Annotated in this window: 14 protein-coding genes; 2 read left to right on the plus strand and 12 right to left on the minus strand. The window is 58.8% G+C overall.

The genetic code is table 11. The features are described from left to right. Positions 1 to 44 precede the first annotated feature (44 nt). From QP324_RS06420 to QP324_RS06440, 5 genes are all read right to left on the minus strand, one after another. On the minus strand, positions 45 to 356 hold the full coding sequence (locus tag QP324_RS06420; RefSeq protein ID WP_204611171.1) for a hypothetical protein: 312 nt from the start codon (positions 354 to 356) through the stop codon (positions 45 to 47). Positions 357 to 410: 54 nt separating this feature from the next. After that, positions 411 to 917 (minus strand): DUF4233 domain-containing protein, encoded by a 507-nt coding sequence (locus QP324_RS06425; RefSeq protein ID WP_200435305.1) that lies wholly within the window; start codon positions 915 to 917, stop codon positions 411 to 413. Next, the gene (locus QP324_RS06430; protein ID WP_284815154.1) at positions 914 to 2,449 is read right to left on the minus strand and encodes a folylpolyglutamate synthase/dihydrofolate synthase family protein; all 1,536 of its coding nucleotides are present in this window, start codon (positions 2,447 to 2,449) and stop codon (positions 914 to 916) included. Before QP324_RS06430 ends, QP324_RS06425 begins: the two co-directional genes overlap by 4 nt. Continuing rightward, positions 2,449 to 5,169 carry a valine--tRNA ligase gene (locus QP324_RS06435; RefSeq protein ID WP_284815156.1) on the minus strand — a complete coding sequence of 907 codons (2,721 nt, stop codon included), beginning with the start codon at positions 5,167 to 5,169 and terminating at the stop codon, positions 2,449 to 2,451. Before QP324_RS06435 ends, QP324_RS06430 begins: the two co-directional genes overlap by 1 nt. An 80-nt stretch (positions 5,170 to 5,249) precedes the next feature. After that, the gene (locus tag QP324_RS06440; protein WP_239278323.1) at positions 5,250 to 6,200 is read right to left on the minus strand and encodes a malate dehydrogenase; all 951 of its coding nucleotides are present in this window, start codon (positions 6,198 to 6,200) and stop codon (positions 5,250 to 5,252) included. Between the two features lie 373 nt (positions 6,201 to 6,573). On the opposite strand from QP324_RS06440, the gene QP324_RS06445 reads away from it, so the two are divergent. Continuing rightward, positions 6,574 to 7,338: a TetR/AcrR family transcriptional regulator gene (locus QP324_RS06445; RefSeq protein ID WP_049377220.1), complete on the plus strand. Its 765-nt coding sequence runs from the start codon at positions 6,574 to 6,576 to the stop codon at positions 7,336 to 7,338. Between the two features lie 69 nt (positions 7,339 to 7,407). On the opposite strand, the gene clpX is transcribed toward QP324_RS06445, so the two are convergent. After that, positions 7,408 to 8,703: an ATP-dependent Clp protease ATP-binding subunit ClpX gene (clpX, locus tag QP324_RS06450; protein ID WP_049377221.1), complete on the minus strand. Its 1,296-nt coding sequence runs from the start codon at positions 8,701 to 8,703 to the stop codon at positions 7,408 to 7,410. A gap of 227 nt (positions 8,704 to 8,930) precedes the next feature. On the opposite strand from clpX, the gene fabG reads away from it, so the two are divergent. Next, positions 8,931 to 9,698 carry a 3-oxoacyl-ACP reductase FabG gene (fabG, locus tag QP324_RS06455; protein WP_284815158.1) on the plus strand — a complete coding sequence of 256 codons (768 nt, stop codon included), beginning with the start codon at positions 8,931 to 8,933 and terminating at the stop codon, positions 9,696 to 9,698. A 96-nt stretch (positions 9,699 to 9,794) separates the two neighbouring features. On the opposite strand, the gene QP324_RS06460 is transcribed toward fabG, so the two are convergent. From QP324_RS06460 to QP324_RS06485, 6 genes are all read right to left on the minus strand, one after another. Next, positions 9,795 to 10,049: a hypothetical protein gene (locus tag QP324_RS06460; protein ID WP_049377223.1), complete on the minus strand. Its 255-nt coding sequence runs from the start codon at positions 10,047 to 10,049 to the stop codon at positions 9,795 to 9,797. A 164-nt stretch (positions 10,050 to 10,213) separates the two neighbouring features. Further along, a complete protein-coding gene (locus QP324_RS06465; protein ID WP_049377224.1) occupies positions 10,214 to 10,504 on the minus strand; it encodes a hypothetical protein in 291 nt (96 codons plus the stop codon). A 3-nt stretch (positions 10,505 to 10,507) separates the two neighbouring features. Beyond that, positions 10,508 to 11,806 (minus strand): inorganic phosphate transporter, encoded by a 1,299-nt coding sequence (locus QP324_RS06470; RefSeq protein ID WP_284815195.1) that lies wholly within the window; start codon positions 11,804 to 11,806, stop codon positions 10,508 to 10,510. 318 nt (positions 11,807 to 12,124) lie between these two features. After that, the gene (locus tag QP324_RS06475; protein WP_284766978.1) at positions 12,125 to 13,627 is read right to left on the minus strand and encodes a peptide MFS transporter; all 1,503 of its coding nucleotides are present in this window, start codon (positions 13,625 to 13,627) and stop codon (positions 12,125 to 12,127) included. Between the two features lie 236 nt (positions 13,628 to 13,863). Beyond that, positions 13,864 to 14,487, minus strand: coding sequence for an ATP-dependent Clp protease proteolytic subunit (locus QP324_RS06480; protein WP_005324052.1), 624 nt, complete (start codon positions 14,485 to 14,487; stop codon positions 13,864 to 13,866). Between the two features lie 20 nt (positions 14,488 to 14,507). Beyond that, on the minus strand, positions 14,508 to 15,107 hold the full coding sequence (locus QP324_RS06485; RefSeq protein ID WP_049377226.1) for an ATP-dependent Clp protease proteolytic subunit: 600 nt from the start codon (positions 15,105 to 15,107) through the stop codon (positions 14,508 to 14,510). Positions 15,108 to 15,234: the final 127 nt, after the last annotated feature.

Below are 15,234 nucleotides of genomic sequence, written 5' to 3' on the forward strand. Positions count from 1 at the left end.
GCGCGCTGGGGTATTCCTTTGGGGTAAAAGTATAGGGTCCAGGGCTATGCGAGTTGTTTAACTATCTCTTCGGCACGCTCCTGCGAGGTGCCCCGAAACCACAGGCGCACTTGGCCTACTGCGGCGCCAAACTGGCCATTGGCCAGCAAGCGTTGCAGCTCCGCGCGCTGTTCCTTATCCAAATCCTCGAAGGTGGCTTCTTTGGCCGGTTCGAAGTTGCTCCGCAGGGCCAAAACCAGAAAAACACCGCCAATAATGAGGGCGACTAGAGGTAGCCACGGCGTTCCCGTTGCGGCGCGGGCTACCACCGCAGCGATGCAGGCGAGTGCGGCAAGGACGAGATAGAGAGTGCGCATGGCCGCCAGTCTATCGCGTCTTGCCCACTCGCCGAAGGCGTCAAGGCTACCGTGCTATTTCTCGTTGAGGTGCTGCGTGGTGAGGTAACCGCGCTTCATGCGGGCGATGAGGTTGCTGCGCAGGTAGACGGCCAGCAGCCACTCCATGCCAAAGATGATGAAGATGGCGGCCACAGCCCAGTGGACCATAAAGCCCACAATGACGCACAACAGCTGCGCCCATACGATGACAGACAGCGCCCACTTCTTATTCATGAATGCGATCATCACGAGGTGGAATACCACTGCGGCGATGACAAAGCCGTAGTTAAAGGGGGTCCACAAGGTGCCGTCATAGAGCTTGTACAGCATCGGCAGTGCGAAGGATAGGGCAAGCGCCTCCATGGTCAGGGAGCTGGCAATGACCATCCCGTTAAAGCTTTTGAGCGGATCCTTGACTGGGGCTTGGCCCATGCCGAGGGGGCCGATCTCGCTTTCCGGGATCTGTTCTTCGCGGCCGCGGGTGCGGCGGGGCGGGCGGGGTTGGTGCTCTCCGCGCGGGTGGTGATTGTCGCGGCTCATGCAGGTTCCTTTCCAAACATCGCGCGGGCATCGCCAGCGGTGACGACCGAGCCGGTGATGATGATGCCGGAGCCGGATTGGACCTCGGCGTCCTCGGCAAGCTCCACGGCCTGGGCATAGGCGCCCGGCAGGCTATCGGCTACGTGCACGCGCTCTTCGCCAAAGATATCGCGGGCGGTCTCTGCCAAGTCGTAGGCATCGAGGGCGCGCGGCGAGGAGTTTTGGGTGATGACTACCTCGGTGAGGTAAGGCTCAAGTGCGGTGAGGATGCCGATGGAGTCCTTATCCGCGAAAATGGACAGCACACCGATGAGGCGAGCGAAGTCGAAATCGCGGTCCAATGCAGCACCTAGGGCCTTGGCGCCATGTGGATTATGGGCGGCGTCAATAAACGTCGTCGGCGACGTGCGCACGCGTTCCAGGCGGCCGGGTGAAATAGCTTGGGCAAAACCATTGCGCACGGTCGCAACATCCAGCGGGTGGCCGGCCGAGGCGCCGAAGAAAGCCTCCACCGCAGCAAGAGCCACAGCGGAATTTTTGGCCTGGTGCTCGCCATGCAGGGGCAGGAAAATGTCCTCGTACAGGCCGCCAAGGCCCTGGATGTTGACCTGTTGACCGCCGACGGCGATGCGGGACTCGAGGGCGGCAAATTCGGAGCCGGAGCGGGCGACGCCCGCCTCGACGTCCACGGCCTGCTGCAGGATAACCCGCATTGCTTCCGGATCCTGTTCCGCGATGACCACAATGTTTTCGTTTGGAGTCAGCGGATCATCGGCATCCTCGCGCGGCTTGATAATGCCGGCCTTTTCACCGGCAATCTCTGCGAGAGTGTCGCCCAGGTAATCCGTGTGGTCCAAGCCCACCGGGGTAATGACGGAGACGTCCGCGTTGACCACGTTGGTGGCATCCCACCGGCCGCCGAGGCCGACTTCAACAACGGCGACGTCCACGGGGGCGTCGGCAAACGCGGCATAGGACAAGCCGACGAGGACCTCGAACTTGGACATGGGGACGTCCGACTGGGCATCGACCATCTCCACAAAGGGCTTGATCTCGTGCCAGATGCGCACATAATCGCGCGGGTGGATGGGCTGGCCATCGATGCCGATGCGCTCCGTAACGCGCTGCAGGTGCGGGCTGGTGACAAGGCCGACGCGGCGGTGGAAGGCGCGCAGGAGCGAATCCACCATGCGCGCGGTAGAGGACTTGCCGTTGGTGCCGGCAATGTGGATGACGTCGAAGGAACGCTCAGGATGGCCGAGCAGATCCATGAGCATCTCGATGCGATCGAGGGAAGGCTCAATCTTGGTCTCGGGCCAGCGCTCATTGAGCTCTTCTTCGACCTCTGCGAGGGCGCGCAGCTCTTCGGCCGACACCTCTTGTGGTGCAGCCTCGTTGTACTCGTCCTCGCTGCCCATGCCCAAGTTGAGCGTCAGGCCGGACTCGGTGATTTCCACCGGGCCACCGTCGGTGCCTTCTTTGAGGGCATCGACGATTTCGAAGTCCTCTGTCTCCTTGTCCTTGTCCGCCACTACTTCAGCCCCTCCAAACGGCTGGTGATGCGCTCGACCTCTTCGCGGGCGACCTGCTGGCGCTCCTTAATCTTATTGACCACTTCTTCCGGTGCCTTGGACAAGAAGTTCTCGTTGCCCAGCTTCTTGCCGGTCTGCTCCAGTTCCTTATTGGCCTTGGCCAGGTCCTTTTCTAGGCGCTTGCGCTCGGCTTCTACGTCCACCGCGCCGTGGGTATCCAGGGTGACCTCCACGGTGGCCTGGGAAAGGCGCACCTCGATGGAGGCGGAAGGATCGAAATCCTCGCCCGGGGCGGTGGTATTGGCCAGATTGCGCACCAGTTCCTCTTGGCCGGCGAGATCCGCTGCGGTGAAATCGAGGCGGCCCGGCACCTTCTGAGAAGGCTTTACGCCCTGGTCCGAGCGGAAGCGGCGCAGCTCGGTGATGAGCTTATCGGCGTCCTCGATGCGGCGGGCGGCCACCTCATCCTTGGTGGCGCCACCATTGGTATCGGCAACGGTAGGCCACGGTGCAACGACGATGGACTCGCCGCCGGTCAGCGCCTTCCAGAGCACCTCGGTGACGAAAGGCATGGTCGGGTGCAGCAGGCGCAGGACGACGTCGAGCACGCGGCCCAACACGATCTGGGTATTGCGGCCCTGCTCGCTTACGCCATCGCGCGGGATCTGGGTCTTAGCAATCTCCAAGTACCAGTCACACAGCTCGTCCCAGGTGAAGTGGTAGAGCAGCTCGTTGGCCTTAGCAAACTGGAAGTCATCCAGGTAGGCATCCACCTTGGCGCGGACCTCTTCGGCACGGTCAAGGATCCACCGGTCGGCGTCGCTAAGCTCCTCGCGGTTCGGCAGCGCAGCCACACCCGCGCCATTCATGAGCGCGAACTTGGTGGCGTTGAACAACTTGGTGGCAAAATTGCGGGCGGCCGCAGCGGCGTCGGATCCCAGCGGCAAGTCGACGCCCGGGTTAGCGCCGCGCGCCAGGGTAAAGCGCAGGGCGTCCGCACCGTAATCGCGTACCCAATCCATCGGGTCAATGCCGTTACCCAAGGACTTGGACATCTTGCGGCCCTGCTCATCGCGGACCAGGCCGTGCAGGTAGAGATCCTTGAACGGCACCTGCGGGCGACCATCGGTGCCCTCACCCAAAAGCTCCGGGGTGTGGGTGCCGGCAAAGGTGCCGAACATCATCATGCGGACCACCCAGAAGAACAAGATGTCATAGGCGGTGACCAGCACGTTGGTGGGATAGAACTTCTCCAGATCCGGGGTCTTTTCTGGCCAACCCAGGGTGGAAAATGGCCACAGCGCGGAGGAGAACCAGGTATCCAGCACGTCCGGATCCTGCTCGTATCCTGCCGGCGGCTCATCATCAGGGCCGACACAGACGATGTCTCGCTGGCCGTCCTCGCCTTCTGGTCCATACCAGATAGGAATGCGGTGGCCCCACCACAGCTGGCGGGAGATGCACCAATCGTGCATGTCATCGACCCACTCGAAGTAGCGCGGCTCGAGCGACTGCGGGTGCAGGGTGGTATCGCCCTCACGCACGGCGTCGCCAGAGGCCTTGGCCATCTTGGCTACGTCCACAAACCACTGCAGGGACAGGCGCGGCTCGATAGGCTCGCCGGAGCGCTCCGAGTGGCCCACGGAGTGGACGTACGGGCGGATTTCCTTGACGATGCGGCCCTGCTCGCGCAGCGCTTCGCGGATCTCCACGCGGGCTTCCTCGCGGGTCAGGCCGTCGAAGCGGGTGCCGGTATTGGCAATGTGGCCGGTGGTATCGATAACGGTGGGCATATCCAAGTTGTGACGGGTGCCCATCGCGTAGTCATTCGGGTCGTGCGCCGGGGTGATCTTCACCGCGCCGGTACCGAATTCCATGTCCACGTAGTCATCGGCGATGATCTTGAGCGTCAGGTCATCGCGGAACGGGTGCGGCAGCTCCTTGCCCACCAAGTCAGCATAGCGCTCGTCGTCTGGGTGTACGGCAATGGCAACGTCACCCAGCATGGTTTCTACACGGGTGGTGGCCACGATGAGGTGCGGTTCATCGTCATTGAGCGAGCCATAGCGGATAGATACCAGCTCGCCCTCGACGTCCTTGTACACGACCTCGATATCGGAGACGGCGGTCTCTAGCACCGGCGACCAGTTCACCAGGCGGTTGGCCTGGTAGATCATGCCCTCATCGTAGAGGTTCTTAAAGATGGTCTGGACGGCGCGGGAGAGACCATCATCCAAGGTGAAGCGCTCGCGGGACCAGTCCACGGAGTCACCGATGGCGCGCATCTGGTTCTGGATGGTGCCGCCGTACTGCTCCTTCCACTCCCAGACCTTGCCAATGAATTCTTCGCGCTCATAGTCCCAGCGCTTTTTGCCCTCGGTCTCCTTGAGCTTGGCCTCGACCTTGGTCTGGGTGGCAATGCCGGCGTGATCGGCACCGGGCAACCACAAGGTGGCGTAGCCCTGCATGCGCTTGCGGCGGATAATGGAATCAATCAGCGTGTGGTCCAGGGCGTGGCCCATGTGCAGCTGGCCGGTCACATTTGGCGGCGGCAGCACGATGGAATAAGGCTCGGCCTCCGAATTCGCATCCGGAGTGAAGTAGCCCTTTTCTACCCAGCCCTCATAGAGGTCCTTCTCTACGGCCTGCGGCTCCCACGACTTAGGCAGCGCATCGGCGCGGTTGGTACCAACTAATTGCTCATTATTTTGCTCAGTCACCTGGCCGATTCTACCTTGCACGTCAACCGGCTCAGCCAGGCAGGGTGCGCACCGAGTATAAGGTGCGCACCGAGCGGGTTCTAGAGCAGGTCCGCCACGGCCTTGCGCTCCTCACGCAGCTCGGCCACGGAGGCCTCGATGCGCTCCTTTTGGAACTCAGTGAGCTCCAGTCCCTGCACGATCTCCCACTGGCCATTGCGGCTGACCGTGGGGAATCCGCAAATAAGGCCCTTGTCGACGCCGTAGGATCCGTCCGATGGCACCGCCGCGGTGCGCCAGTCCTCGGTGCCATGAATCCAGTCATGCATGTGGTCCACGGCTGCCGACGCCGCCGAAGCAGCCGAGGAGCTGCCGCGAACCTCAATAATCTCCGCACCGCGCTTGGCCACCTTGGGGATCATTTCTTCGCGGTACCAGTCCTGGTCCACCTCAGCGTTGGAGTAGGTAATATCCGGGAATTGGCTAGCAGAATGGTTGCCCCATACCGCCACCTTGTTGAAATCGGTGGTGGACTTTCCGGTCTTCAGTGCTAGCTGGCTCAGGGTGCGGTTGTGGTCCAGGCGCATGAGGGCAGTGAACTGGGAATCATCCAAATCCGGGGCATTATTCGCCGCGATGAGGGCATTGGTATTAGCCGGGTTGCCCACGACTAGCACGCGGACATCGCGCGCGGCGTAGTCATTGATGGCCTTGCCCTGCTTGGTGAAGATGGCGCCATTAGCCTCCAGCAGGTCGGCGCGCTCCATGCCCTTGCTGCGGGGGCGAGCGCCGACGAGGAAGGCGGCGGAGGTGTTTTCAAAGGCTTCCTTGAGATCATCAGTAACCGTAATGGAGTTAACCAACGGCAGGGCGGAGTCATTGAGCTCCATGGCAACACCTTGGGCCTTTTCCACCGCAGCGGGAATTTCCAGCAATGCTAGGTCCACCGGGGTGTCCTTGCCATACACATCTCCAGCAGCGATGCGCCACAGCAGCGAATACGCGATGTTGCCGGCGGCGCCGGTGACAGTGATTTTGACGGGCTGGGTCATGGTGTAAAGCCTCCTCAATAATGGCTGCGACATGGGCGGCACACGCGAGCCAGTGTGCTCGCACCGCCACGGAATGTAATCCACCACCGAGCTTAGCCCCACTGCCAGCATTCGCGCTGTGAATCTGGCCCCCTCTTTTGGAGGGAAAATCTAGAGCACTTGCGTTAAATTACCCCCATTTACCTCCAAATTAGCGCCCCCAATGGGCCAGATACTCCCGCACGGGGTGATTAATCGGGCATGATAGGAAAAGGAAATGCGGGACACTCCCCCACGCTGCACACCCAGAATGCCTAGGGATTTCCTACTCCCGCACTATGAGACATCAGTTCACCGCGCCACCGCCGCGCCGCAAGGATTAAGGACTTACGCAATGAGCACTGAGAATACTGACCCACTGCAAGCTGCAGACCAGGCAGATTCTGCTCTCGCGGCCCACGCGGAGTCCGTCAGCATTGACTCCGTGGTGGACGTTGCGATCAAGCAGTTTTCTCGCTTTGGCTTTGCAGAAACCAAGCTGGAATCCATCGCCCAAGAATCCGGCATGTCCAAGCGCATGATCCATTACCACTTTGGTGATAAGAAGGGCCTTTACCTACGAGCGCTGAGCACCGCCGCGCAGCGCCTCAATCCGCCTGAGGATGCCCTGGAAATCGATACCACGGTTCCGGTCGAAGGCGTGCGCAAGCTGGTGGATTGGCTCTTTCGCGAGCGCGTAGCCAACCCGGAGGCCATCCGCATGCTGGTGTGGGAAACTAACCAGCAGATTCTGGACCCGGCACAGCAGGCTATTGCCGACGTCGCCGGGGTAGCCCTCCACCTCGACCGCCTGCTGCTCTTGGGCCAAGATGCCGGCGCCTTCCGCCCCGGCATCTCCGCCAATGACATTTTCACCCTGATTTCCTCGTTGACGGTCTACCGCGTAACCAACCAGGTGATGGTGGAAAACATGCTGGGCGTTAATTTCAATACCCAAGAAAATATCGACGGCATGCATAGGCTCACCGTTGATGCTGTGCTGGCGTTTTTGACCGCCAATATTCCGGCCTCGGGCCACGAGTCCTACCTCACCTCGTCCTCGTTCGATACCAAGGAAGGCGACGAGGCCTCCCCGCAGGATATCTACAGCGAGGAGTAATAGCGCGGACCTTCCGACCCACGCCCTACCCTGCCTGCGGACAGTGGCAAGGATGTAAGCGGAGAGCCCTTAGGCAGATTCTTTTGCCTCATCCTTATAGCTAAACTGCGGCTCCGCGCCTTCGGTCACGCACTCTGGGGTGATATGCACCGTGGCGATGTCTTCGCGGTCCGGCAGATCGTACATGACCGGGACTAAAAGCTCTTCCATGATGGCGCGCAGGCCACGCGCACCCGTCTTGCGCTCCAAGGCGAGCTCCGCGATGGCATCCAAAGCCGCAGGCTCAATCTCCAATTCGCAGTCATCCATCTCGAAGAGGCGGCTGTACTGCTTAACCAGCGAGTTCTTTGGCTCGGTGAGCACCTTCACCAGGGATTCACGGTCCAGGTTATCCACCGTGGCCACGACAGGTAGGCGGCCGATGAACTCTGGAATAAGGCCGAACTTCACTAGGTCCTCGGGACGCACCTGGGAGAAAAGGTCAACCTTTTCGCGCTCGTCCTTGGTATCCAAGTTGGCGCCAAAGCCCACGCCTTTCTTGCCCACGCGATCCGCAATGACCTGATCCAGGCCTGCGAAGGCGCCGGCCACAATGAACAAGATATTGGAGGTATCCAGCTGGATAAACTCCTGATTCGGGTGCTTGCGGCCGCCTTGCGGCGGAATGGCCGCCACGGTGCCTTCTAGAATCTTCAGCAGCGCCTGCTGCACGCCCTCACCGGAGACATCGCGGGTAATGGACGGATTTTCGGACTTGCGGGAAATCTTGTCCACCTCATCGACGTAGATGATGCCGCGCTGGGCACGCTCCACGTCAAAGTCCGCGGCCTGCAGCAGCTTCAGGAGGATATTTTCCACATCTTCGCCCACGTAGCCGGCCTCGGTGAGGCTGGTGGCATCGGCGATGGCAAAGGGGACATCGAGAAGCCGGGCCAAGGTCTGCGCTAGGTAGGTCTTACCGGAACCGGTGGGGCCCAACATCAAGATATTGGACTTAGAAATCTCCACCTCATCGCCCTCGGCCTTCTTGCGGCGGGCCTCCAATGCGGCCGACTCTTCGGCCTTGATGCGCTTGTAGTGGTTATACACTGCCACAGACAAGACGCGCTTGGCCTTGTCTTGGCCGATGACGTACTTATCAAGGAAGGCGGAAATCTGCGAGGGCCGAGGCAGGCGCACCTCCGCATCGGAGGATTCCTGCGCCTGCTCTTGGCCCAGTTCCTCTTCGATGATCTCATTGCATAGCTCGATGCACTCATCGCAGATGTAGACACCGCCGCCGGCGATGAGCTTTTTCACCTGCTTCTGACTCTTGCCACAAAAGGAACACTTGAGCAGGTCAGCGCTTTCTTGCATACGTGCCATTAAGTTCTTTCACACTCGCTTTTCGTACCGCTATCCACAGTTGGAAGGACGATTCTACCCTTCCGAGCGGCTTAATCTTCATCTGTTTCTACCTTAGTAAATCAACCCGACAGGCCCTTCATTCATTCCCTCCCGCGTGGCGAATTTCCCAGGCCTTTCCTGCTCCTGCGGCCTAAACTAGAAGGTGAAATCACCCTCATCCCACCCCTTTTAGGAACAGGAGCATAATGTTCGATCTCACAGGACGAGTAGCCATTGTCACCGGCGGCGCCTCCGGCATTGGCCGCGGCATCGTCGCCTCGCTGCGGGAGGCCGGCGCCACCGTTGTCATCGCCGATATAGACCTCGACCACGCCACCGCTACCGCTAAGGAGTTGGGTGCCAGCGCCATTCGTGTGGACGTCACCGACCGCGCTTCGGTTAAGGACATGTACCGCCAGGTCACTGCCGAGCACGGCGGCTTCGACATTGTGTGCTCCAATGCCGGGGTCTTTCCCAACTGTCCGCTGGCAGAGATGACCGATGAAAAGTGGGAGGCGATGTTTGCCATCAACACCCACGGCACCTTCAAGGTGGTCCAAGAGGCACTCCCCTACCTCAAGCAACGCCGCTATGGGCGCATCGTCATCACCACATCTATCACCGGCTCACACACGGGCTTTCCGGGTTGGGCCCACTACGGCGCCTCCAAGGCCGCCCAGCAGGGGTTTATGCGTTCAGCCGCGCTGGAAGTGGCCCGCGATGGCATCACCATTAACGGCGTCCTCCCAGGCAATATCCTCACCGAGGGCCTCGAGACCCAAGGCCAGGAGTACCTCGATCAAATGACGCGGTCAGTACCGCTGCACCGCCTGGGCACCCCGCGCGATATTGGCACTGCTGCAGCCTTCCTGGCCTCGGAAGAGGCAGGCTACATCACCGGCCAAACCCTCGTCATAGATGGCGGCCAGCTCTTGCCTGAGACTCCCGAAGCCATACTGCCGCCGTGCGATTAGCCGCGCTTGCCGACGCCCCCCATGTGCACAAAGCACGAGGCCCCTCACTACACAGTATGCGGCGAGGGGCCTCGTGGGATTTCATTCATTTGCTACTTACTGTAGCCAGTCGAAGTCGAGCAGAAAAAGTTCTGCATCGAGCATCTCAAGTTCATCCGGTGCATGACCGGTAACGGTTTCTAGTGCCTCTGCAACGTCTTTGGTCGTAGCAGGAGTCTTATCAGCGTCAAGCAGGGTTTCTGCCACCAAAGCACGAACTGGAGCTTCCGAAATGGTGTCCAGGCCGGTACCAGTGGTGGAGCTCTTGAACGCATCAGCGATGCCGTCCATCAAAGAACGCATCATGTTCATTTCTCACACCTCCATGTGGCTTTCTCTCTGTTTGATACAGAGGAATATACGCGACATACCCTCGTTAGGCAACCCTTTGGTCGCTTTAAGTTAACCTTTTGTTAACTTAAAGAAAGTGTGTCGCACGCCACATTAGAGGTTTACCCCCAAGGAAGGACAATGACTTAGAGGTCACCAAACGGCGTGAAGCCAAAGTAGTGGTCCAGCGTATCGCGGGCAATCCACATGATGGCCACCAGGATAACTACGGCCAGCACCGCATAGACAGTCCAGCCAAGCACCTTCATCTGAGGGCTTGCAGGGGTATCGCCAACAACGACGCCGTTGTCGTCGCGAATGGGGTCACCGGTCATACACCGCATGCCCAAGGAGAAAAGTAGCGGAATGCCAGCGCCGAAGACCAACGCCAAGCCTGCAACGTGAATGAGGGACTGGAAGATTTCTGCAGCAGTCATGGTTTAGCGCTCCTCTTGAACAGTAGACGGCGCGGAGGCATCCTCCGCATTGGTAGCGGACACTGGTGCGGCGCCGGCAGCAACTGGCTCCTTGCGGTCAGAGCCCGCACCCATGGAAGAATCCACGGACTCGGAGTTTGGTTCCCAGTCGTTGTTGACGTTGGAAGCATCCACCGGGTTCATGCGGGAACGGATGACAATGAGCGCGGCCATTGCCAGCAGCAAGACGAAGTCCACGATGGCACCGGTTGCCACGTTAGTGAAGGAGGAGACGCCATACGCTAACCACCAGGTAGCAAAGCCCACGAACGCAGCGCACGGCAAGGTGATGAGCCATGCGGACACCATGCGCATGGCAACACCCCAGCGAACCTCGGCACCACGGCGACCCAGGCCGGTACCCAGGATGGAACCGGTGGACACGTGGGTGGTGGACAGTGCCATACCACCGGTAGCAGAGGTGAGGATGATGGCTGCAGAAGTAGCTTCAGCGGCCATGCCCTGTGGGGACTCAATCTCCACCAGACCCTTGCCCAGGGTGCGGATAACGCGCCAGCCGCCGGACAGAGTGCCGGCCGCGATAGCCACAGCACAAGAAACGATAACCCAGGTTGGAATGCGGGCGTCTGCAACCGCATGCCCAGAGGCAACCAGCGCCAGGAAGATAACGCCCATGGTCTTCTGTGCATCGCCAGCGCCGTGCGCCAGGGACACCAGGCACGCAGTGACGATCTGACCGTGGCGGAAGTGCTCGTTCTTAGCCTTATTCGGGATGGTGTTGGTTACCCAGTAGATAAGGAACGTGGCACACGCCGAAACCAGCGCCGCGATGATAGGCGAGGCAACGGCCGGGATAATGATCTTGCCGGCAATGGAGGACCACTCCACGCCAGCCGAGCCCATCGCAGCGAAGGCGGCACCAATAAGGCCACCGAACAAGGCGTGGGAGGAACTGGACGGCATACCCAGCAACCAGGTGAACAGGTTCCAGATGATGCCGCCGATAAGGCCAGTGAAGACGACCATCAACAGTGCCTGGCCGTCGGTATCAGCGGCGGCGCCAGACAGGTCGTAGGAATCAAGGTTAACAATGCCCTTTGCCACGGTCGCAGCAACATTGACCGAAAGGAAGGCACCCACAAGGTTAAGCGCTGCGGAGATGGCTACCGCGGTAAAAGGCTTCAAAGCACCAGTGGCAATGGACGTAGCCATCGCGTTGGCAGTGTCATGAAATCCGTTCGTAAAGTCAAAGGCAAGGGCGGTCACCACCACAATGCCGAGGATAATCAGAGTCGCTGTCACAGCGTTGGCCCCTTGGAAAGAAAAGATGAACACGGTACGCATCTGCGGCGCCTTCACACGTCGCGGACGAAATGCAGATTACTCCTGCACCTATCCGCAGACAATTGCTTTTCTTTAACATTTCCTTTGGTTAACCTTTTGTTAACCTGCTGGGGCTCAGAATCGAGCCCAAGAGAATTCCAAAGGGATAAAATTTCCCCAGCTAATGCCAATTAAATGCCCCCACCTCCCCTGCTTAACCCGAGTGATAAAAACCACTTAGGGAGTTATGCCAACATCACGCCGACATACCTCCCATTTAAGGATGTTTTACAGCATCTAGCGGAAGGTAGAGAACTTCTTTACCACCCAGCGGCTTAGAACAAGCAGGATGGCACCCAACACGATGGATACAACACCAAGGGAGATGAAGAAGGTATTCTCCGCGCCTGCATCATCCGGGTTATAGAAGCTAGCCAAGGAGCCGGCCAGCGAGGTACCCATAGCCACCGCCATCATCCACACCGCCATCATGCGGGACGGGAATGCCACCGGCGCCACCTTGGTGGCAAGCGCATTGCCCACCGGCGAAAGAAGGAGCTCCGCCATGGTGAAAAGGAAGAGGATGAAAACGATGACAAACATCGGGGTGGAGTTCGCTTCCGCACCCGAGAAAGGAAGGAAGAAGAACAAGGAGATGCCGATGACGATATTGGCTACGCCGAACTTTACTGGGGTGGACCACTGCCTATCCCCTAGCTTCGTCCACATCGTTGCGAAGACAGCGGAGAAAATAACAATAAAGATCGGGTTAATGGACTGTACCAGTGATGGCGGGATTTCCCAGCCAAACATGTGGCGGTCCAGGCGCACATCCGAATAAATCGTCATCACCGTAAACTGCTGCTGGAAGATTCCGAAGAACAAAACACCGGAAATAAACATCGGAATAAACCCCAACAGGCGGTTCTTTTCCTCCCGGGTCACCAACTTCGAGGTATACATCTGTGCCCACAGATAGATTGCTGCAACCAGAGCAACCGTGGTGACAATATTGGACAGCCAATCAACCTGAATAGCGCCGGTAGCCAATGCCACCACCATAACCACGATGATGGCTGCAACTACCACCACACCCATGAGCAATTGCTTCCGGCTAGCCGGGTTTGGAACCTCGTGCCCCGCATCCTTAATGGTGGTCTTGCGCATGAGCGAATACTGGATCAGGCCGAGCGCCATGCCAATTGCTGCAATACCGAAACCCCAATGGAAACCCTGCCAGCCCCACAGCGCGGTGGTGAGCAGCGGACCAACAAGCGCGCCGATATTAACGCCCATATAGAAGATGGAGAAGCCACCATCGCGGCGCGGGTCATCGCGACTGTACATAGCACCAAGCACGACCTGCGCGGTGGTCTTAACACCGCCGGAGCCGATGGCAATAAGGACGAGGCCAATAGCCAAACCAGTTATTTCGGGAACAAATGCCAAAGCAATGTGGCCAAGCATCACCATGCTGGCCGAGTAAAACAGTGTGCGTTCTGCACCCAAGACACGGTCAGCAACAAGAGAAGCCAATAAGCAGGCCATGTAGACCAAGCCACCGTAGGCTCCCACAATAGACGTCGCGTCCGCTCGGTCGAGGCCGAGACCACCATCGGTAGTGGAGTAATACATGTAAAGCAAGACAAGAGCTTGCATGCCATAGAAGCTAAATCGCTCCCACATTTCCACGCCAAAGAGGTTGGCCAAGCCCCATGGGTGGCCAAAGAATGTACGTTCGCCGCTCTGCGGCGTGGGCGTAGCAGCCTGGGCCACCGCGTCAGATGTGTGTTTCTCCATAAAAATATCTGACCACTTGGAGGCCTAAATCACAAATCAGTCATTATAAGTTTAGTGTCGCACGATAGAAATAAACCTAACGACCTGCAGATATTGCGCAGAGAGACTTACCCCATTCGGGTGCAGCAAGAATTACCGGGCATTGCCCCTTCCCTGCCCTACAATGCTGAAAGCCCCTGCCTCACAACCGGAATTCGGTTGAGCGGCAGGGGCTACCTAGAATGAGTTATTCCAAATTAAGCGTTGAGCTTGCGGTAATCAAAGACCGTATCGATGATGCCATATTCAACGGCTTCCTGAGCGGTCAGAATCTTATCGCGATCCGTATCAATGCGGATCTGCTCAGCGGTACGACCGGTGTGCTCAGACAGGGTGGTTTCCATCAGCTTGCGCATGCGCTCAATCTCGGCGGCCTGAATCTCCAGATCAGAAACCTGACCCTGAGTACCCTGAGTTGCCGGCTGGTGAATGAGCACACGGGAGTTAGGTAGCGCGGCACGCTTACCCGGCGCACCCGCAGCCAAGAGCACAGCGGCGGCGGAAGCAGCCTGACCCAGGCACACGGTCTGCACATCGGGACGAACGTAGCGCATGGTGTCATAGATAGCCATCAACGCGGTGAAGGAACCACCGGGCGAGTTGATGTACATGGTGATATCGCGGTCTGGGTCCTGGCTCTCCAGAACCAGCAGCTGGGCCATAATGTCATTTGCGGAAGTGTCATCCACCTGGGTGCCCAAGAAGATAATGCGCTCTTCAAAAAGCTTGGAATATGGATTGGTTTCCTTAGTGCCCTGTGCGGACTGCTCAATGAAGGACGGCAGAACGTAGCGGGAACTTGGCATCTGGGACTGATTCATAGTGATTTTCTCCTTATTCCCTAGTTACTCAGCGGGCCGTTGACGGACTCAATGACGTGGTCAACAATGCCGTAGTCCTTGGCCTGCTGGGCGGTCATCCAACGGTCACGGTCGGAGTCCTTGGTGATCTGCTCAAAGGTCTGTCCGGTGTGCTCGGCAATGAGCTCGGCCATCTCGCGCTTGGTCTGAGCAAATTGCTCAGCCTGAATGGCGATATCCGCAGCGGTACCGCCAACACCGGCAGAAGGCTGGTGCATCATGATGCGTGCGTGCGGCAGCGCGAAGCGCTTGCCCTTGGTGCCGCCGGAAAGCAGGAACTGACCCATGGAGGCAGCCAGGCCCATGCCGTACGTGGCAATATCGCACGGCGAGTACTTCATGGTGTCATAAATAGCCATGCCCGCAGTGACAGAGCCACCCGGGGAGTTGATGTAGAGCGAAATGTCGCGAGTGGGGTCCTCGGCGGACAGCAGGAGGATCTGGGCGCACAGCTTGTTCGCAATCTCATCATCGACCTGGGTTCCCAGGAAGATAATGCGCTCGCGCAACAGGCGCTCGTACACGCTATCGCTCAGATTCATACCCGTAGACGACGAGTTCATTGAAATCTTCTCAGACATTAGTGGTTCTCCTTCAAGTGAAGAATGCTTTAACTGGCCCCACCTTACCGGCATTCCTCTCAAACTTGGCCTCTGTTCGCTATGAGCGTTGGGCCACAGCGCCAAAGGCGCACACGGAAGCTGGGTT

Source organism: Corynebacterium sp. UMB0012, from assembly GCF_030216265.1.
Lineage (GTDB): Bacteria > Actinomycetota > Actinomycetes > Mycobacteriales > Mycobacteriaceae > Corynebacterium.

Bases quoted from the DNA above. Each gene is read 5' to 3' on its own strand.
- QP324_RS06420 (WP_204611171.1), bottom strand. From the start codon at position 356: ATGCGCACTCTCTATCTCGTCCTTGCCGCACTCGCCTGCATCGCTGCG.
- QP324_RS06425 (WP_200435305.1), bottom strand. From the start codon at position 917: ATGAGCCGCGACAATCACCACCCGCGCGGAGAGCACCAACCCCGCCCG.
- QP324_RS06440 (WP_239278323.1), bottom strand. From the start codon at position 6,200: ATGACCCAGCCCGTCAAAATCACTGTCACCGGCGCCGCCGGCAACATC.
- QP324_RS06445 (WP_049377220.1), top strand. From the start codon at position 6,574: ATGAGCACTGAGAATACTGACCCACTGCAAGCTGCAGACCAGGCAGAT.
- clpX (WP_049377221.1), bottom strand. From the start codon at position 8,703: ATGGCACGTATGCAAGAAAGCGCTGACCTGCTCAAGTGTTCCTTTTGT.
- fabG (WP_284815158.1), top strand. From the start codon at position 8,931: ATGTTCGATCTCACAGGACGAGTAGCCATTGTCACCGGCGGCGCCTCC.
- QP324_RS06460 (WP_049377223.1), bottom strand. From the start codon at position 10,049: ATGAACATGATGCGTTCTTTGATGGACGGCATCGCTGATGCGTTCAAG.
- QP324_RS06465 (WP_049377224.1), bottom strand. From the start codon at position 10,504: ATGACTGCTGCAGAAATCTTCCAGTCCCTCATTCACGTTGCAGGCTTG.
- QP324_RS06475 (WP_284766978.1), bottom strand. From the start codon at position 13,627: ATGGAGAAACACACATCTGACGCGGTGGCCCAGGCTGCTACGCCCACG.
- QP324_RS06480 (WP_005324052.1), bottom strand. From the start codon at position 14,487: ATGAATCAGTCCCAGATGCCAAGTTCCCGCTACGTTCTGCCGTCCTTC.
- QP324_RS06485 (WP_049377226.1), bottom strand. From the start codon at position 15,107: ATGTCTGAGAAGATTTCAATGAACTCGTCGTCTACGGGTATGAATCTG.